The sequence below is a fragment of the Virgibacillus siamensis genome, from assembly GCF_039522605.1.
Taxonomy (GTDB): domain Bacteria; phylum Bacillota; class Bacilli; order Bacillales; family Amphibacillaceae; genus Lentibacillus; species Lentibacillus siamensis.
Genome location: NZ_BAAADS010000018.1, coordinates 29,187 through 47,008 on the forward strand (window position 1 = coordinate 29,187; position 17,822 = coordinate 47,008).

20 protein-coding genes, 1 pseudogene and 1 riboswitch are annotated in these 17,822 nt (G+C 43.3%); of the genes and pseudogenes, 6 read left to right on the forward strand and 15 right to left on the reverse strand.

The features are described from left to right. Positions 1-3: 3 nt before the first annotated feature. The 9 genes and pseudogenes from ABD010_RS12555 to ABD010_RS12595 all read right to left on the reverse strand — a co-directional run bounded on the left by ABD010_RS12555 (position 4) and on the right by ABD010_RS12595 (position 4,894). Positions 4-483: a hypothetical protein gene (locus tag ABD010_RS12555; RefSeq protein WP_343813590.1), complete on the reverse strand. Its 480-nt coding sequence runs from the start codon at positions 481-483 to the stop codon at positions 4-6. Positions 484-501: 18 nt separating this feature from the next. After that, positions 502-939, reverse strand: a pseudogene (locus ABD010_RS12560) (GNAT family N-acetyltransferase). Positions 940-955: 16 nt separating this feature from the next. Beyond that, positions 956-1,384 carry a DUF1801 domain-containing protein gene (locus tag ABD010_RS12565; RefSeq protein WP_343813593.1) on the reverse strand — a complete coding sequence of 143 codons (429 nt, stop codon included), beginning with the start codon at positions 1,382-1,384 and terminating at the stop codon, positions 956-958. Next, positions 1,377-2,486, reverse strand: coding sequence for an ethanolamine utilization protein EutH (gene eutH / locus ABD010_RS12570; RefSeq protein WP_343813595.1), 1,110 nt, complete (start codon positions 2,484-2,486; stop codon positions 1,377-1,379). The genes ABD010_RS12565 and eutH overlap by 8 nt, the downstream gene beginning before the upstream one ends. A 36-nt stretch (positions 2,487-2,522) precedes the next feature. Next, entirely contained in the window at positions 2,523-2,918 is a 396-nt protein-coding gene (locus ABD010_RS12575; RefSeq protein ID WP_343813598.1) for a nuclear transport factor 2 family protein, read from the reverse strand. After that, entirely contained in the window at positions 2,911-3,315 is a 405-nt protein-coding gene (locus ABD010_RS12580) for an ester cyclase (protein WP_343813601.1), read from the reverse strand. Before ABD010_RS12580 ends, ABD010_RS12575 begins: the two co-directional genes overlap by 8 nt. Before the next feature lie 105 nt (positions 3,316-3,420). Further along, on the reverse strand, positions 3,421-3,837 hold the full coding sequence (locus ABD010_RS12585; RefSeq protein ID WP_343813604.1) for a flavoprotein: 417 nt from the start codon (positions 3,835-3,837) through the stop codon (positions 3,421-3,423). Between the two features lie 24 nt (positions 3,838-3,861). Continuing rightward, positions 3,862-4,260: a VOC family protein gene (locus ABD010_RS12590; protein WP_343813607.1), complete on the reverse strand. Its 399-nt coding sequence runs from the start codon at positions 4,258-4,260 to the stop codon at positions 3,862-3,864. Positions 4,261-4,402: 142 nt separating this feature from the next. Next, on the reverse strand, positions 4,403-4,894 hold the full coding sequence (locus ABD010_RS12595; RefSeq protein WP_343813610.1) for a DinB family protein: 492 nt from the start codon (positions 4,892-4,894) through the stop codon (positions 4,403-4,405). Positions 4,895-5,207: 313 nt separating this feature from the next. On the opposite strand from ABD010_RS12595, the gene ABD010_RS12600 reads away from it, so the two are divergent. From ABD010_RS12600 to ABD010_RS12610, 3 genes are all read left to right on the forward strand, one after another. Beyond that, positions 5,208-5,582 (forward strand): hypothetical protein, encoded by a 375-nt coding sequence (locus ABD010_RS12600; protein ID WP_343813613.1) that lies wholly within the window; start codon positions 5,208-5,210, stop codon positions 5,580-5,582. A gap of 153 nt (positions 5,583-5,735) precedes the next feature. Then, the gene (locus tag ABD010_RS12605; RefSeq protein WP_343813616.1) at positions 5,736-6,170 is read left to right on the forward strand and encodes a GNAT family N-acetyltransferase; all 435 of its coding nucleotides are present in this window, start codon (positions 5,736-5,738) and stop codon (positions 6,168-6,170) included. A gap of 126 nt (positions 6,171-6,296) precedes the next feature. Next, complete coding sequence (locus ABD010_RS12610) at positions 6,297-7,442, forward strand: N-acetylmuramoyl-L-alanine amidase family protein (protein ID WP_343813619.1); 1,146 nt, start codon at positions 6,297-6,299, stop codon at positions 7,440-7,442. Positions 7,443-7,456: 14 nt separating this feature from the next. Here the strand turns inward: ABD010_RS12610 and ABD010_RS12615 are convergent, their stop codons facing one another. Further along, the gene (locus ABD010_RS12615; protein ID WP_343813622.1) at positions 7,457-7,960 is read right to left on the reverse strand and encodes a GNAT family N-acetyltransferase; all 504 of its coding nucleotides are present in this window, start codon (positions 7,958-7,960) and stop codon (positions 7,457-7,459) included. Next, entirely contained in the window at positions 7,957-8,997 is a 1,041-nt protein-coding gene (locus ABD010_RS12620) for a MerR family transcriptional regulator (RefSeq protein WP_343813625.1), read from the reverse strand. Before ABD010_RS12620 ends, ABD010_RS12615 begins: the two co-directional genes overlap by 4 nt. Positions 8,998-9,252: 255 nt before the next feature. Between ABD010_RS12620 and ABD010_RS12625 the strand changes: the two genes are divergently transcribed. Then, complete coding sequence (locus ABD010_RS12625; RefSeq protein WP_343813628.1) at positions 9,253-10,512, forward strand: hypothetical protein; 1,260 nt, start codon at positions 9,253-9,255, stop codon at positions 10,510-10,512. 89 nt (positions 10,513-10,601) lie between these two features. On the opposite strand, the gene ABD010_RS12630 is transcribed toward ABD010_RS12625, so the two are convergent. Genes ABD010_RS12630 through ABD010_RS12640 form a run of 3 tightly spaced genes read right to left on the reverse strand, consistent with a single transcriptional unit; the run spans position 10,602 to position 14,252 of the window. Then, the gene (locus ABD010_RS12630) at positions 10,602-11,645 is read right to left on the reverse strand and encodes a ribonucleotide-diphosphate reductase subunit beta (protein WP_343814479.1); all 1,044 of its coding nucleotides are present in this window, start codon (positions 11,643-11,645) and stop codon (positions 10,602-10,604) included. Further along, a complete protein-coding gene (locus ABD010_RS12635) occupies positions 11,626-12,060 on the reverse strand; it encodes a flavodoxin (RefSeq protein WP_390351283.1) in 435 nt (144 codons plus the stop codon). The genes ABD010_RS12630 and ABD010_RS12635 overlap by 20 nt, the downstream gene beginning before the upstream one ends. Continuing rightward, the gene (locus tag ABD010_RS12640; RefSeq protein ID WP_343813631.1) at positions 12,057-14,252 is read right to left on the reverse strand and encodes a ribonucleoside-diphosphate reductase subunit alpha; all 2,196 of its coding nucleotides are present in this window, start codon (positions 14,250-14,252) and stop codon (positions 12,057-12,059) included. Before ABD010_RS12640 ends, ABD010_RS12635 begins: the two co-directional genes overlap by 4 nt. Before the next feature lie 114 nt (positions 14,253-14,366). Next, positions 14,367-14,558, reverse strand: a riboswitch (cobalamin riboswitch). A gap of 125 nt (positions 14,559-14,683) precedes the next feature. Here ABD010_RS12640 and ABD010_RS12645 point away from each other — a divergent pair. Then, entirely contained in the window at positions 14,684-15,094 is a 411-nt protein-coding gene (locus ABD010_RS12645; protein WP_343813635.1) for a hypothetical protein, read from the forward strand. Positions 15,095-15,368: 274 nt separating this feature from the next. Here ABD010_RS12645 and ABD010_RS12650 read toward each other — a convergent pair whose 3' ends face one another. Continuing rightward, positions 15,369-15,914 carry a GbsR/MarR family transcriptional regulator gene (locus ABD010_RS12650; RefSeq protein ID WP_343813638.1) on the reverse strand — a complete coding sequence of 182 codons (546 nt, stop codon included), beginning with the start codon at positions 15,912-15,914 and terminating at the stop codon, positions 15,369-15,371. Between the two features lie 261 nt (positions 15,915-16,175). On the opposite strand from ABD010_RS12650, the gene ABD010_RS12655 reads away from it, so the two are divergent. Then, a complete protein-coding gene (locus ABD010_RS12655; protein ID WP_343813640.1) occupies positions 16,176-17,822 on the forward strand; it encodes a BCCT family transporter in 1,647 nt (548 codons plus the stop codon).

A 17,822-nucleotide genomic window follows, 5' to 3' on the forward strand; every position in this document is an offset into this window, starting at 1 on the left:
TGTTTAATCAGAATCCGTTCTATCTTCGGCGGGCGTAAGTGTAAATTTCTCGATCTGGGCATCCCACTGAACCGTGACAATTACCGAATCATCAGGCCTGATGATATTCCCTGATCCAGTGCCATTTTCCACAAATACTTTTCTGTCAGGAGGGGTGTCAAAATGCTTTGTTGATTTAGTGTTTGTCAAGGAAGTTTTATATCCATACTGGAGCTCGTTCAATTCCGAAAGGTCACTTAGGTCACCTTTGTAGATAAGTTTAAACGTTGTATCATAACTGCTTTCATGCTGGATAACATTATCCTTTTCATAAAAAACGTCCTGTCCTTTTATATGAAACGTTGCTTTCCATTTCGTATCTTCTCCGGTGAATGTATAGTCATGTTCGATAACATCCTTATTGCTGGCATTCGTTATCCAAAACACTGCCGCTGCAAAAATAGCCAGTCCGATAGCCGCAACAATCAATTTTTTACGGTTCACGATTCACACTCCGTTCGCCTATGACAGTGAATGCTTAAACACATAACTTACCTTACCATAATCCATTTTCGCTTCATAGAACCGGTGGGCATTTTCCCGTCACAATCCCGAAGACAATGCAACACTTTCATAATTTTTTTCCCTGGCCCAGGTATGTACATACGTAAGCAGCTTTTCACCAAATCCGTTTGACCGTCTGGCAGCATCAGTCACCAGATCACACACCCAGACAAACCTGCCGTAATAGAGCGTGATCATCGGCTTAAACCCAACAACCGCAACAATCCGGCTTCCGTCATAAAGTGCAAACATCCGGTAGCTGTCGTTCGCCTTTGCATCCAATACCAGATCAAGATATGTATCCTCATCAAGGTGCTTTCTCAGCTGGCTGACAACCGGGAAAGCCGCTGCTATTTCATGTTTTGTTTCCAGTTCTTTTATCTGTAATAGCTGCATCAGCTTCACCCTTTCATTACTTGTCAGGATATGTTTCGTGTAAAAAGATGATTGATTGCTCAATTAATTGTTTTAATACGTCAACATTAATGTCAGCCAGCTTGTTCACATACACACATGCTTTTCCTGCTTTATGCTTGCCTAACTTACCGAGCAGTTCCTCCCGTTTCGTATCGCCGGTCGCAAAATACAGACTGAATTTCGCCTTTTTTGGGGAGAACCCGACTAAGGGTGCATCCCCTTCATGACCGGACGCATATTTATAATGGTATGATCCAAAGCCAACAATACTTGAAGGGGACCCCCACATCGTCGCTTCATAACCGCTTGTTTCAGTAAAAATATCCAATAACCGGTATGCATCCTCACGCTTTTTTTCGCTTCCGACCTGCTCCATAAATTCGAGAACACTTTCGTCATTTGGCTTTGTTTTCAGTTCATACATTTGCGGTGTCACTCCCTTTGTGATTGATTTCCGTTTTTGGTGTCAGCATGGTTGCCAGCAGCACTGCGCTGATTCCCCCGACAAGTTTACCAACAATCATGGCGAACGAAATGTCCCGGTTTATTCCAGCGACAAAACCAAGGTGGCTGCCGAATACAAACGCTCCGCTTACCGCAAAGGCGATATTAATCACTTTCCCCCTTGGTTCCATATCTTTGACGAGTACAAGCATCGGAATCGCGTGCGCCAATGATGCCACCAATCCGGTTGTGGAGGTATTGCTGATTCCAAGTATTGATCCGAATTTGTCCAAAGGCTTTTTGAATGCCTTGGAAATAAATGTAACCATCGGAAATGCGCCCGCCAGGAAAATCGCAATCGTCCCGATAATCTGGATGCCTTCACTGATCGGCAGCATATTTTCAATAACCGTAATGTCAGTCAGCGTCTGAACGATAATTGCCGCCAGTCCTATGATGGCAATGATTTCGACAAACCTGCCAAAAATGGAAAAGCCGTAAATCATCTTCCCGGGTATTTTCCATAAACCGATAGCAATCAGAATCGAGAACAGAATTGTCGGCAGTAAATTTTTCAGAATCATCATAAAGCTGAGACCGCCAGCAAGACCACCAATGAGGCATCCTGCCGGTATCGTGATCAATCCCAGGAGAATTCCTTTTGCAAAATATGGCTGGTCTTCTTTCTCAATAATTCCGAGAGCAACCGGAATCGTAAAAACAATCGTTGGGCCCATCATCGTCCCCAAAAAGACCCAGGAAAAAAGTTCAGATTCCTCACTGATGGACATTTCCTGTGCCAGGGAGTATCCGCCCATATCAATTGCCAGTATTGTATTCGCGAATGAAGCCGGGTCTGCACCAATCAGGTGATAAGCAGGTGCAACAATCGGCGTCAGCAACCCGGCAATGACCGGTGACAGGGAAATAATCCCAACCATCGCCAATGTGAGAGTCCCCATTGCCATAAAACCATCTGTGAACCGGTCACCCAGCCCCAGCTTGTTTCCGATACATTTATCAAGTGCACCAAGGCACATAAACCCAACTACGATCAATACAATGATGTCATTAATTCCCATGCCTATCTCCATTCCTGGTGTCTATTAGTTTCGTTGTTATCTAGTCAGTTCAATATATTCCCGTACCAGTTTCCACTGTCCATTCTCTGCCTGCCAGACAAACATGCATTTCGCCGTATGGGGAGTCCCATTGATTTCGTTTGTTTCCGTCCCAAACACCAGCACATTATTGCCTTCATTCCGCACTGTGATGGATTCCGGCGCAAAGCTTTTACGAGCATCACCATATTGCTTCAATACACCCTCTATATCATAACTGTACCCGTATTGTCCTGGTTCATCAATACCAGAATGTGACCAAAAGCCGAGAAATTTTGTGGACATAAAGTTGCGGATCTCGTCTCCACTCTTATTTTTGAACGCAGCATTCCAGGCATTATAATATTCTTCCAACACCGTCTTAATGTTTTCGATAATATCTCCCCTAGCCAATTTTTAACTGCTGCATTAACGCCATCATGTCAGAGATGACGTAGTATTCGATGCACTTACTTTCTTCAAAAATCAGAATATCCATCCCTCTAAATGTAACCGGTATACCCTGTTCCGCTTGTGCGCCGTCCATATTTCCCAGATATCGTGCAGTCATCTCCCAATAGCCTGAAATCCTGTCCGCATAACCAATCGGCGGTATTACCGGTTTAAAAGTAATATCGTAAAAATAAGCTCTTCCCATTTTGACAGCTTCCGCAAAACCGGAAATCCCTTTAACATCATGATCGGGCCAATGACCGATAAAGTTTTTGTGAATCAGGGTATCAATTTTTTCAAAGTCACCGTTCCAGATTGCCATCCAATCATCGTACATCTTTGTATGTTTATGTGTCATACATACGTCTCCTTTTGAGGATTCGTGTCATTTCATATTTTCTGCATCCCGCCTGAAAATTCCTGCAAAAAGCGCAATCTTCATTAAAAAATTGCGCTTTGACCGTTACAGATTGATTTGTACCCTACTCAAATTTTCAGATGGAACCCCAGCCTCTATATAACTTCTGACAAGCTTCCACCCGTTATCTCCGTTTTTTCTGAACGTATTAAAAAACAGATTGGCGTTGGTAGTCTTTTTTCCATCGATTATCATGGCTGCGGAAATGATCTCACTTACCTCATCATCGTGGAGCGGGATGACAGCCAATTCATGCAGATCCCACTCAGAACCTGATTCTATTGCATAATTAAAACCTTGCTCCCAACCACTTACCGACTGCTCATACCCATAATCGACCGCTTCTCCATCCCTGAATTCCCGGGCCCGAAAGTCTTTAGAAATAACCTTCTCCATTTCTATGAGTGAAGAGTGCCTCCAGCTATTCATATAGTGATTCAAAAACTCTCTGAAATTATTCATACTACTCCCCCTTTTAACATCACATCAACAAGTACATGCCATAATCACATTTCCGTCGGGGTCAGCAAAATTAAACCAGGCAAAATCATCCCCTACCCATTCCATTTCCCTGACAATTGGAATACCCTTGCCCTTGATGTATGTGTACGCTTCGTCAATGTCTGTTACGCGAAAATTAAATATCGGGCTGGGACTGGAATGATGAACAAAGCTTTTATCAAATGCATGATCATCCAATGTCAGGCCAGTCACACCATTAATGGGTACATTGAATACAGGTGACTCCACATTGTCGGGATTTACCTCCAGTCCTAAAACATCACAATACCACTGCGCTGATTTTTTCAAATCTGTGACATGAATAAAAACACCACACATCTCATTTTTGATTGGGGTGTATGGTACGGCTTTTTCCTTTTCCATTGAATCATCCTTCCTTTGCAGGCAATTTGGGTGGGGCATTCGATTTGAAAGTATCCTCGTTCGATTTGGATTTTCGGTTGATGCCGAAAATCCTTCGATGACAGTAACCACAACGAATAGGCGCGAATTTTTATATAGCTGGTTACCTACTTATTTCCTCAGGCAAAATCATGTCGGTGTCCGTTGGCGTGTAGCCCAGCTGCCGGCCCATTGTTACCATTTGCCCTTTATGATGAAATTCGTGAGTGAGCGTATGCGTAAACAGCCATAGCACTGACAATTCGACATCACCCTCCTTCCATGACACCGAACCTTTGAGCTTGGCTTCATACTTCCCTTCATATTCATCCAAAAACCGGTGCATCAACTGATCAACTTGCTTAAACACTTCCCGCATATCACTGACATTCCGTACCTGATTTGGCTTTACCGGAGTTAGATTTTCCTGCATTCCAAATCTTCCAAGCCAGTTTTGATAACATTCGGCAATATGCACATGCAGGTTGCGGACAGATCCCCAGCCGAACCCTTCCAGTTCTTTCGTATAGTCCGCGTCGTCCAGCGTCTCACAAAATCGAAACAGAAGTTCTCTGGTGTGCTTCACTAATTCATATTGCTCGCTTAAAACGTTCATCTTACAACATCCTTACTTTTTCTTTTTGATAACAATAAACAGATAAAATGAAAAACACACGAAATAAATAAGTCCAACACCAAGCAGCACCTGAACAAGATACTCCATAAAATCCCCCTCGCAGACGTTTTTCGTATTCTGCTTTATATATATTCACATTTTGGGGCCCTTATTTCTCATTCATTCTGCAGGGCTGCTTTTCTCCTTCAACAACATATATTCTATAAAAAAAGCCAAATTCCTTTTAAAATTTTCAGGAAAAGGAAAAGTTTTGTGTTACGATATACCTAATAATTTAAAGGTGGGACGAAGTATGGAACCGAAAATTGTTTATAACGAAGACTGCGGAAATTCTCCTAAAACACAGCTGCTTAAGGAGTTAAATATTGCCGGAGCAAACAAAAATACCAACTTTATTACCCGGCATATTTCGGAAACTATCTGTTGTGAGGTTGTCGGTGGTGAAAAAATTCACGGGGAAAAAGATGTTATCAACACCATAAAGCAAGCGGATCCGATCATACAACTGGAAATTAACAACATCATAACGCACGGCCGGACCGGAGCAGTGAACGGGACAATCAGTACGGAGAATAACTCCTATGGTTTCTGTCATGTATACAATTTCACCGGCGCAGGAAAAACTGCAAAAATTAAAAAGATCACGATATATATAATTGAGGAGTAATTGAAAGAAGAGGATGCAGATGGATTATGGTTATTTAACAATACCAGACGGTCCCTTCCTTTACATCGTTGTCATCATAGGAGTGCTGTTCATTGCCTTTGGCGAGTGGTGGCTGCGTAAATAAGCAAATTAAACCGACGAGGAGGTTTGAAAATGCAACTTACGTTAAAAAATGGAATATCATTATATGTCAGGGAGTACCGGGAGAATGATTTTGAACATATTCATCAGTTGAATGCTGCTGAAAACTGGAACAACCTTGTTAACAAGAAGAAAGAAACAATGCAGGCCTGGCGCAACTCAAATGTTGCTTTCATCGTACTGGATAATGATCGGTTCATCGGATGCGTCCGGGGGATCACAGATAAAACGATTACGTTATTTGTTTGCGAAGTATTAATTGATCAGGAATTTCGTGGACAGGGTATCGGTCAGGAATTGCTGAAGCTGATTCACAGTTTATATCCATCCACCCGAATGGAACTGCTTGCGACCAGTACATCGCAATCCTTTTATGAACAGCTTGATTACAGGCCTTTTTATGGATACAGAAAGACATATGAGGAATGGGACGTTCGTGTGAAATGATGTTTCCGTATTCCTGACATTTTCCTCTCTTTATCTAGTTCTTTTGTGCGAAATTTGTAGAAAACTAGTTTAGTATCTGGTCATAATGGCAAATATCATATAGTATATTAACAAGGAGGTGTCCACATGAAAAGGCGTTCGATTACAGTCGGTATCAGTTTGATGTTCTTATTTTTCGTTTTCATACCGGCTGTACACGCAGACAGCGGCAAGACATATGAAGTTGGAGCAAATAACCTGAACGTGCGGACAGCACCGTCACACAGCGCGCAAATTATCGGAAAGTTAAATGACGGTGACAGAGTAGTAGTTTTTCAGAAAGCTTTTGGATGGGTACAAACCTATTACGACGGTCAGAAAGCTTGGGTGGCGTCACAGTTTCTGTATCCTGCAGACGATCAGACAAGCACTGATTCAGGCTCTGAAACAATTTCCAACAGTACCCCGGAAAAAATAACAGTTACTGCAACAGAGGTCAGAATCCGAACCGGTCCCGGAACAAGCCACCAAATCATCGGCTACACTTCCAAAGGAGATACATACAACCTGGTAAAGTCAACAAACAATTGGAACAAAGTAGTGCTTGGTGATGGATCATCCGGATGGATTGCCGGTTGGTTGACCGACTATGGCAACGGAAGCGGCGAATCATCAAAAAACAATACTACCAATAGTAACTCAAACGACAATAACGACTCTCAGCCAGAAAGCAGTAATCCTGCCGACGGATCATTGCAGGGTTACAATATTGTGCTGGATCCCGGCCATGGTGGCAAAGATCCGGGTGCACTCGGCATCGGCGGAACGTTTGAAAAAAACGTAATCATGAACACGGTGGATAATATCGCCAATAAATTACGTTCTGCAGGTGCAACCGTCATTCTAACTCGGGACAGCGATTATTTTCTTTCACTCGAGGAAAGAGTGCAGCTAAGCAATGCATACAGTACCGACGCATTTATCAGCCTGCACTATAATGCATATCCAATGATGGGAATCAACGGAGTCAGCACACATTTTTATGAAGGTGGGGCGGATCGTCAGCTGGCGGCTTCCATTCAGTCTTCACTGGGACAGAATATCTCACTGTACAATCGCGGTATCATTCAAAGTGATTACCATGTACTCCGCGAAAACAGCGACCTGGCTGTACTTCTTGAGTTAGGGTTCATTACCAATCCGAACGACCTGGCCACAGCCCGGACAAACGCTTATCAGAACAATGTCGGAGATGGAATCGTCCAAGGATTATTGAATTATTTTAATGAATAAAGAAGAGCTGTTCATCATATACATTGATGAGCAGCTCTTTTCAGTTTTTTATGCAATATCAATTGTTCGCCTTTTCTTCCCATTATGCGATGTCCTGTGTCGATAAACCCGTTCCTCACATACAGGCACTGCGCTTTCAGATTTGCGTGGTTCACAGCTAATACCATTTCATCTTTTCCCGGGAAATAATTTTTAACAAAATCATTAAGAACCCGGAGTGAGCGGCTTGCATAATGATTCCCCTGATGCCTGCTGTCAATTGAGTACGCCCTTAGCAGGATTGCATTACGATTATCACTGTATGTCTTTGCACCATCCCACCCATGCAGGACAAAAAAACCCACAAGCACATTGTTGTGAAGTATCAATACCGGATAACGACTTGGGTCATCGCAGCATGCTTTTAAAGCATCTAGCGGAAGGGCGGTAAATTGCAGGTGCGCTTCGTTTAAAAAATAATGATCAACTGCTGTCTTGAATTTTTCTGTATAAAACTCCAGATGAACGTTTGCCCTCATGGTTTTTTCACCGCGTAGATCATACTCAAAATATCATTGAACTGGTTTGTCTTCACGGTATAATTATTTGTCTTGAGCCAGTCGGTTAATTTCGACTGATCCGCATAAAATTCATCGTCTATGGCGTAAATAGCCTCCGTATTCCCTTCCGCCTGAAAACGGTTGATGACCTGGCTGCGATGCGCTTCATTCAGGAACATCAAATCGACAATACAGATTTGTCCATCGTCCGTCAGCACCCGGGACATCTCCTCCAGCGCCAATATTTTTTCCGAATCGGAAATGTGGTGCAGCGCATAACTTGATACAACAGCATCGACTTGTTGATCCAACAGTGGCAGTGCAAGAAAATGTCCTTTTCGTGTTTCGATATCAGGGTGTTTTTCGCGGCAAACTTTAAGCATCTCCTCTGACTGATCAATTCCGATTACACCTACACCCTGATGAAGGAACCGTGCCCCCAAATTGCCGGTCCCAACTCCTACATCCGCGCACATGTCATTATTTTCCAAATTCATCATATCAGCAGCTTTGGAAAGAGCCTTTTCATAATCTTGATGCACATTGAATCGATATCCTGCCATTTTAATATTTTGATCATAATCAAAAGCCTGCTTATCGAAATTCCATTTGTCCTCCCAATTCTTCCGCAACCCTTTTAAGTTTTTCAAGTGCTGTGACAGTCCGAATATTTCGGATGCAGAATAATGGCCATCCGCTGTTTGTGCGATCATTTTATCAATCGTCCTAATCATATCTTTCATTTCCATCCACTTTTCAAACAATGCTGACCGCTGTATATTTAAATAATCGTTCATACTCATGTTCGGATTATGCAGAACATGCTTGATTTTCTCTACCGACATACCAACTTCCCGCAATGCGAGAATGGTGCCTAAGCGGAGAATGTCCGTATCTGTAAATGTCCGATAATCATTTTGCGTTTCTTTTTTCGGTGTAATCAGTCCTTTCTGTTCATAATAACGGATTGATCGTGCTGTTGTGTTGAGTTGTGTTGCGACATCTTTAATATGCATAAAAGCAGCCCCTTTCTTCTTTTTCTACTATAAACGTTGACGTTGCGTTAATGTAAAGAGTTTTTCTTATAAGGTCAACCATAATTTATACTCTCTGACGTTATTAGAAAACTTGGTTGTCACCAAGCCTTTAGGTGACAGCCTTAGTTGCACTTATGCAGTAAGAAAGTTTTATACTTATCTGCTAAAAAAATGGGTCAGCCCGGGAATCTTTGTTATACTGGACATAATTTGCAATGAAACGAGGAATGCCACATGAATGAACAGCTTCGGGAACTTACCGAATACATACAGGAAAGTCTGGGATTGCAGCATTATCATCTGACGCAGCACCATATTTTCCGCGAAACAAATCACTTTAATGAAACCATCTATACGCTGAACACGGAATGGATGTGGGATGGTGCAAAGGATGCGGGAGTCTTTAATCCTGCTGGTGCGGCAGTTGTCGATATGAACTTTCACACGAGGGAATTCACGCGCATTACCTTTGTAAAAGATATCAGTCATGCCCTTTCTGATAACTATCCTTCATCCGACACGGAAAGTGCAATCGAATGGATTGAAGCGCAGACTGGGCTGACATTCGGCCGTCAATTTTTGCTTATTGATGATGCGGATGGCGTATTAAGTTTTGGAGCGGCAGTTGACAATATCCCTGTATCACCTACTGGAACAATTGAAATTGCTTTTAATGAGGACGGTCAATTAACCAATTTCTGGATTAGCGGTGATTTTCCCGATGAAAATCAGATTCAGTGGGAGCCGTTCGCGCTGACACCGGAAAAATTTGAATCACACGCTAAAGAACAGTGCGTACTGATGGAAGTCCCTGATGAATACCAGCAAGAATGGAAAGCTTACTATGGAATGGAAGAGGCATTTATTACAAATGATGGTGACCGGGTAATACCGTTTGTCAGAGGCGAAAACTCCGCTGTAACGCTGGATATGGTCATGGAGTGGGATCCTGAGCCGATTGATGAGACTTTCACACCGGGAGAAACGGACTTTTCCACTGAAGTGACAGTTGAGACGGCTTTAAAAAATGAGCCCCATCCGGATGGACAGCCAATTACCGAGGACGTGCAGAAAACATGTGCGATGGAGGCACTTCACTTCTTGCAAAAAGCTTATCCGGATGACAGCGGGAAATGGAAACTAACAACATTAACCCGGGAAAAGGGGTACCTGTTTGCTGAATTGCGACCCACCAAGCCAACAGGAAAAATGTTGGAACGTAAAATCAAGGTAATTATGGATCCTGACCGTCTATCCCCTGTTGATTATTCCGATAACGCACAATTGCTTGGAATGTTTAACAACTTTCAGGAGGCGGAATCCGCGGTTGTTACCGAAGCGGAAGCATTTGAAACATTATGGGACCATATTGAAATGGATCCTGTGTATGTGTACGATGATGCCGCTGGAAAGTATATTTTATGCGGCAAGCTTGATTGCGCATATGCCGTTGTTGCCGTTACAGGGGAAATTGTTTTGTTGAATACATTGTAACGTGAAGCGGTGTGCACTGTTCCATAGTGCACACCGTTTATTAACAATTCAACAAAACTCGGGTGGTGCCTGTTCTTGTCGAATTTTATCTACAAATCGTCAAATCCGTTCATATCACTTGTCTTTGTGTACTGTCGGGATTTTTGTTCGAAAAAGTCGGTTTTTGTTCCGTCAAAATTATCGACATATGCGCGAATCCACTTCATCGGGTTGTCGGTGAAATCAGGATAGAGTTCGCTAAGCCCCATCATCCGCAGCATTTTATTCGCCCGATATTTGACGTATCCAGTCATTTCATCTGTATCGATGCCGTCAACATCCGCCAGAACATAATTCGACCATTCCATTTCGAGTTCGACCGACATGCGAAACTGCTCATACACCCAGTCGGTAAACGCCGCATTGTTCATGTCCGGATTTTCTGCCAAAACAGCTCGAAACAGCTCGGAAATAAAGCGTCCATGCTCCAGTTCATCCCGGTTAATATAACTGATCATCGTCGACGTGCCGACCATTTTATTTTGCCTGGCCAGGTTGTAAAAAAATGCAAACCCCGAGTAAAAAAACATCCCTTCCAACAGCGCAGTATAGACCAATGTTTTCTGCAAATTTTCGACAGTCGGATTTTCGACAAATGCATTGTACTGTTGTGTCAGCTTCTTATTCCGTTTCAACAGTACCGAATCCTGCCGTCCCAGCTCAAATGACATATTTTGCTCATCAAGTGATACGACCGATGACAGCACATAGGAATAGCTTTCATTGTGCACTGCTTCTTGCTGTGCAATAACCGCCATAATAGACTGAACAGATGGATCTGTCGCATATAACGAAATCAGAAGTGCGGTTCTGGTCTGCGGTGCATCCAACGTCGAAAGCAATCCAATCACTTTCAAATATGCGTCGCGTTCACTCCTGGTTAAATCAGCAAATTGCCGTACATCAGCTGACATATTGATTTCGTCCGCCTGCCAATAGTTGCCGATCAGCCGTTTATATATTTTATACCAATGCGGATAAGCGATATTGTTCCAATTCAATATTCCGCTTGATTCGCCGCCAAACAATGCAGTTGATTTGTTCGGATGCAATGGCTCCAGTGTTTTCGCTTTTTCAAGCAAGGCTTTTGACATCATGCAACACTCCTTCGATCCAATTTTTCACGAATTGTTCCTGTGACCCGCGTGGTGACTGTTCGATTTTCAGTCCGGGCCAGCTGCTTCCATAAAAAACTGCCAGCTTATCGACGGCCCGGCAAAACAGCTCATCTCCGCCAAACTGTGTGTCCCCTGTGCCGAACACCGCGACACGCTCTGGCTTATATCCGACCTCCAGCACGAAATCCTTCACTTCATCCGGTGTTGATCCCCTGTCCCATGTAAACGTTCCGATAAAAACACAGTCATAACGGGATGCATCAACTGGCGGATCAATACCAATCCGGTGCATATCAACAGCCATGCCGTCCTTAAGCAGGCATTCCTCTGCCATCTCCGCCACCTCCTTCGTGTTTCCGCTGTACGACAAATACGCAATCACACTTCTCAACTTTCACACCACACACATTCTTCAACATCATTGGACGTCGACCGGACATAATACGTCGTCTTCAGCCCTTCTTTCCAGGCCAACAGATGTAAATCCAGCAGCACCGACGCCTTGATTGTATTCGGTACATAAAAATTGAACGATATGCTTTGGTCAATATGCTTTTGCCGTGCAGCATTCTGGCGGATCGACCAGCGCTGATCAAGGATATAAGCTGATTTCCGGTAAATATCATATGTCTGATGGTCAAGTTCTGGTGCTGCAGCAGCTATCTTAAAGTCCTTTTTCTCTTCAAAATAAAATGGTTTAAAAACCGGATCAATGCTGGCAGTCGACCCAGCAATCATGGACGTTGATGAATTAGGGGCAACTGCCATCAGGTAACCATTGCGGATGCCATATGTAGCGACCTCTGCTTTCAACTCATCCCACGCTGCACCGGTATAATTTTTTTCGGAAAAATAACTGCCGGATGCCCATTTACTTCCCGCAAATGCCGGATAGCTGCCCTTTTCCCTGCTTAGTTCCATGCTTTCCCGAATCGACAAATAGGCAATTTTTTCATAGAGTTGATCAGCATAAGCTACTGCGTCATCTGTTTCCCAGTGAATTCCTTTTTTGGCAAGCAAATGATGCCAGCCGAACGTGCCAAGGCCGATTGCCCGGTATTTCCGGTTGGTTAAACGCGTTTGTTTAATCGGCAGCGTATTAATGTCAATCACATTATCCAGCATGCGAACTTGAATGGGGATAAGCTTCTCCAGCACATCGTCCGGCACTGCCCGCCCCAGATTGATCGAACTTAAGTTGCAAACTACATAATCACCGGATTTGTATTTTTGAACTATCGTATCTTCCGCTTCCACATATTCCTCCAAAAACTCGGTCGGTGACTGATTCTGTGTGATTTCGGTACACAGATTGGAACAGTAAATCATGCCTGCTTGCGGATTCGTATTGTGCCTGTTGACCTCGTCACGGTAAAACATGAATGGCGTCCCCGATTCAAGCTGTGACTTCATAATCCGCTTCATAATCTCAATCGCAGGCACCGTTTTTTTCGTTAATAATGGCGATGCAGTACATTCGAGATATCGGTCGCGAAAACTTCCTGCTCCTGTTTCTTCATCATAGAAATCCTCCAGTGAATATCCCATCACCTGTCTTACTTCATGCGGGTCGAACAAATGCCAGTCCCCCCGCTTTTCCACCTGCTCCATGAAATAGTCCGGCAGACACACTCCCGTAAAAATATCGTGCGCTCGCATACGGTCATCCCCGTTATTCAGCTTCAGGTCGAGGAATGCTTCAATATCCTGATGCCACACATCTAGGTAAATGGCAATTGCACCTTTCCGCGTGCCGAGTTGATCAACATTTACCGCCGTATTATTCAGCTGCTTGATCCATGGTACGACACCACTGGACATATTTTTAAACCCTTTGATTGAACTGCCGCGGCTGCGTATTTTCCCCATATATACACCAATCCCGCCGCCGTTTTTGGAAAGCTTGGCAATGTCTGTGTTGCTGTCGTAGATGGACTGCAAGCTGTCATCGACTGTATCGATAAAACAGCTGGACAACTGACCATGTGTCTTACCGGCATTGGTGAGTGTCGGCGTTGCCACTGTCATGTATAAATTGCTTAAAGCCCAGTAAGCTTCTGTTACCAATTCGATACGCCGCGCGGGCTCCTCATCTTGCATCAAATACATGGCAATCACCATCCATCGTTCCTGTGGCAGTTCATATACATTTTTATCGTGGTCCCGAGCTAGGTATCGGCTTGCCAGCGTATATAATCCCAAGTAGTTAAACAACCTATCCCGCTGCGGTTCAACTACATCTGCTAACCATTCAATTTCATCTTTCGAATATTTTTGCAGCAACAGGTCCGTATAAATGCCTTTTTCGGTTAACGTTACGAGCAAGTGATGAAAGTCCCCGTATCCGTTGTCTTCCCCCCGATTCGTCGCTGCCTCCTTATATAATTGAGCCAGATAAATCCGGCCAGCCGCAAAAGTCCAATCCGGGGCAGCCTCATCCATCTGTTCCAGAGCAAATTTTATCAGGCTGTCATGCGATTTTACCTCGTATGCCTTCTCCAAAAATGCCCCCTTATCAACATTTAACCCTTCTGTTGCATCTTCAACCAGTTCTGCTATTTGATCTGTTGCAGTCAATACCATTAGATCAGCCTCCCTTTTTACATAAAAAACCGCTCACCCGGGGATGAACGGCAAAAACGATAGAAAGCCACGTGTATGTATTCTATCGTTTCACCTTCACTTGCCCCGAGGAATCGAAACGTTAGAGTTATGGCAGGTCTCCTGGCTTATGCTTCCATCTACTTGGGGCCTTCCCGTATCATCGCCGTTAAGCTTATGATACAGTGGATTTCCCGTTCGTCACACATACAGTTGCGGGGACAGCTCCGGATTTTCACCGAATTCCCTTTTAAGACAACATCTGTCACCTTAACTCAAAATACTAGATATAGTTATTTTATTTAAAATACTTACAATATATTGTACTGCAACATTATCATAAGAAACTATTTCCTGCAATAGAAATATGCTAAAATGAGTACAGGACAGTTTACAGAAAGGTGTGCTTTCAAATGGAAATCGTCATCACCGTACTGATTTTGGCTGTACCAATCATTGCCCTCGTTAATCGATTCAGAGGAAAACAATCATCCGGCGGAACAAATTATACCCCGGCAAGTGATATTTTTGAGGGAACTGCCAACACCTATGGGAAAGAACAGCCGCCCGGTGAAACGACTCGTAAACATGCCTATGTGCAGGAGGAACCCGGCACATATACAAGTGAGGATTATATGGACCCGCCACCCAACGAGCCGTTCAATGACGCGATTGACCATATGAACAAGATCGAAGGAAATCCGTATCGCAACGACACCTCTGTCAGCCAACTTCCAAAAGGAATTAGACTGTTATTTTATGTATTGCTTGGTTTTGTCGGACTGCTTATCATCGGCATTGTCTACGGAACATGGTTTTACTGAATAGTTACCAATAAACGCCCAGATTTATTCTGAGCGTTATTTTCTTTTGAAAACATATATGCTCGTTTTTGAATCAGCCCGCCAAAATATTTTAGCACGGGCTTAAAATTTACCGACTTGTACGCTTTCAACGTTTTATGTGCGAATTCACTGCCGATATGTGCGATTCCGTTCCAGATATGTGCGGTTTCACTATCTTTATGTGCGATTCCGACAAGTATATGTGCGATTTTAATCCCAACCCTGTAGCTGCGGGTTCAGCCCCGATTTTAGCTCACTCCTTCTCTATCTTCCTTGGTACGTGCTTAAAAATCTCTCCGCTCTCAAAAAATTCGGTAAGACGGCGAATCCAATCATAGTAGGTGGTCCATTCGTGAATTTCAGCCAGTATTTCATTGACAACTGCTTCGTCTTCATCTGTCAGCTGGTCTTTTTGCCGCAGATTATCAAGCTGTCGATATAGTCTGTTTTCAAAATTTCTGCTTTTGCTGATTGCTTTCTGCCAATTGGATGTAAAAAGCGATATAAATGTCTGATAATAATCCTGTTCTACTTGATATAAATCTTTGCGGACCCCTTTTTTAAAAACTTTTTCAGCAATATTCAATTCCATCATTTCCCGGACGACCTGACTCATCCGTGTCTTACTCATCCCCGTTTCCGCTGAAAGTTCATCCAGCGTCATTGGAGCACCTTGCATATAAATAATACCCAACACACGTCCAACACTTGTTGCAACACCAAAGGAATGCATATTATCGGCAATCTTTTCAATGAATTGATCTTTTACTTCATCTAATTTAGCTTGTGTATTATCCAATTCATACCATCCTTTATAACTGTTCTACCGGAAATATATCACACGGTTACTTAAACACAAAATAACATAATTTATCGATAGCAAACGGATTTTGGAGAAAATTAAAGGGAAAAGCATTTAAATCGTGTAAAATAAAAAGTTTATAAATTTTACAAATTTCACATTTACCATTACTATACAATAGTGCCTAGTTCGTATTGGAATATATGAATGAGATTTGTGCTTCACGAGATACTAACCTCAGGAAAGGACTGAACACTGATGAATACAAAATTAATCGACTGGCCGACATTTATCGGAGCCTTAATTCTGCTGCTCCTTGTTACGATTCCACTGATATTGTTTCCCGATGCAGGTAAAGAAGTCGTCAATATAGCAAACGAATTTATGACCGGGCATTTTGGCGTTTTATATTTGCTGACAGGCCTTGCCGCGTTTGCATTCCTTCTTTTCGTTGCATTCAGTAAAAATGGACAGGTTAAACTTGGTGATGAGGAGGATAAAAAAGAATTTGGAACTTTTTCTTGGGCAGCCATGTTATTTGCTGCAGGAATCGGTTCAAGCATCCTGTATTGGGGTATGATTGAGTGGGCTTATTATTACCAGGGCCCGCCATTCGGTATTGAAGCAGGGTCCAAGCAGGCTATAGAGTGGGCTTCAAGCTACGGAATTTTCCACTGGGGGCCAATTGCCTGGGCTATTTATACCTTGCCTGCTTTGCCAATTGCCTATTTTTATTACGTGCGAAAAAAGCCGGTTTTAAAAATAAGTGAGGCAACAAGGCCGGTTCTTGGCAGACTTGTCGACGGCCCGATTGGTGTAATAGTTGATGTTCTGTTTATGTTCGGACTTATGGGTGGTGCAGGTACTACACTTGCACTCGGTACACCAATGATAGCACAAGGGGTAAATGATATTACCGGCATTCCCGTTACACTTGGCATGAAAGCTGTTATCATGCTTGTCTGCACAGCAATTTTTGCGGTAAGTGCATATTCCGGCATCCGTCGCGGAATTAAAATACTGAGTGACATCAACTTATGGCTGGCTATTTTTATACTTTTATTCATTTTTCTACTTGGTCCGACATTGTTTATCAGTGAAACAACCTTTACGAGCGTTGGGCTGATTATGGATAACTTTTTCAAAATGGCCACATGGCTGGAACCATTTGCGAATCTGAGCGGATTTGAAGAAACCAGATTTCCGGAGTCATGGACAATCTTTTATTGGGCATGGTGGGTTGTTTATGCGCCGTTTGTCGGGTTGTTCGTTGCCCGGATTTCCCGGGGGCGGACAATTCGCGAAATGATACTTGGAACCATGATCTATGGTACAATCGGCTGTATTCTATTCTTTGGAATCATGGGTAACTTTGGACTGTATCTGCAGCTTAGCGGAGGTTTTGATGTAATTGGGTTCATGAATGAAAATGGAACACCAGCGGCGATTATTGCCATTTTGCATCAATTGCCGTTAGCAAACATCATCGTTGCGTTGTTCACGGTGCTGGCGATTATCTTCCTGGCGACGACTTTTGATTCATCATCGTACATTCTTGCAGCGGTTGTACAAAAAGAGGTACAGAGTGAACCACTTCGCTGGAACCGTCTTTTCTGGGCATTTACGTTATGCCTGTTGCCGCTCGTGCTGATGTTTGTCGGTGACCTGGAAACATTGCAAACGGCCAGCATTGTTGCCGGGTTCCCGGTTATCTTTATTATGGGACTGCTCGCATGGTCCTTTATGAAGGCATCCAACAGTGACATCAGAGAATCAAGGGATTATGAGCCGCCAACGATTCATATCAACCGCCGTGATATTCTTGACCGAATACGCCGACGGAAAGACTCAAAGCGGAAACGTTCCGCACTGGAAGCAATGGAGGATAAAGATATTGATGAATGA

Bases quoted from the DNA above. Each gene is read 5' to 3' on its own strand.
- ABD010_RS12565 (WP_343813593.1), bottom strand. From the start codon at position 1,384: ATGTATGAACTGAAAACAAAGCCAAATGACGAAAGTGTTCTCGAATTT.
- eutH (WP_343813595.1), bottom strand. From the start codon at position 2,486: ATGGGAATTAATGACATCATTGTATTGATCGTAGTTGGGTTTATGTGC.
- ABD010_RS12580 (WP_343813601.1), bottom strand. From the start codon at position 3,315: ATGACACATAAACATACAAAGATGTACGATGATTGGATGGCAATCTGG.
- ABD010_RS12585 (WP_343813604.1), bottom strand. From the start codon at position 3,837: ATGAATAATTTCAGAGAGTTTTTGAATCACTATATGAATAGCTGGAGG.
- ABD010_RS12590 (WP_343813607.1), bottom strand. From the start codon at position 4,260: ATGGAAAAGGAAAAAGCCGTACCATACACCCCAATCAAAAATGAGATG.
- ABD010_RS12595 (WP_343813610.1), bottom strand. From the start codon at position 4,894: ATGAACGTTTTAAGCGAGCAATATGAATTAGTGAAGCACACCAGAGAA.
- ABD010_RS12600 (WP_343813613.1), top strand. From the start codon at position 5,208: ATGGAACCGAAAATTGTTTATAACGAAGACTGCGGAAATTCTCCTAAA.
- ABD010_RS12605 (WP_343813616.1), top strand. From the start codon at position 5,736: ATGCAACTTACGTTAAAAAATGGAATATCATTATATGTCAGGGAGTAC.
- ABD010_RS12610 (WP_343813619.1), top strand. From the start codon at position 6,297: ATGAAAAGGCGTTCGATTACAGTCGGTATCAGTTTGATGTTCTTATTT.
- ABD010_RS12615 (WP_343813622.1), bottom strand. From the start codon at position 7,960: ATGAGGGCAAACGTTCATCTGGAGTTTTATACAGAAAAATTCAAGACA.
- ABD010_RS12620 (WP_343813625.1), bottom strand. From the start codon at position 8,997: ATGCATATTAAAGATGTCGCAACACAACTCAACACAACAGCACGATCA.
- ABD010_RS12625 (WP_343813628.1), top strand. From the start codon at position 9,253: ATGAATGAACAGCTTCGGGAACTTACCGAATACATACAGGAAAGTCTG.
- ABD010_RS12630 (WP_343814479.1), bottom strand. From the start codon at position 11,645: ATGTCAAAAGCCTTGCTTGAAAAAGCGAAAACACTGGAGCCATTGCAT.
- ABD010_RS12640 (WP_343813631.1), bottom strand. From the start codon at position 14,252: ATGGTATTGACTGCAACAGATCAAATAGCAGAACTGGTTGAAGATGCA.
- ABD010_RS12645 (WP_343813635.1), top strand. From the start codon at position 14,684: ATGGAAATCGTCATCACCGTACTGATTTTGGCTGTACCAATCATTGCC.
- ABD010_RS12655 (WP_343813640.1), top strand. From the start codon at position 16,176: ATGAATACAAAATTAATCGACTGGCCGACATTTATCGGAGCCTTAATT.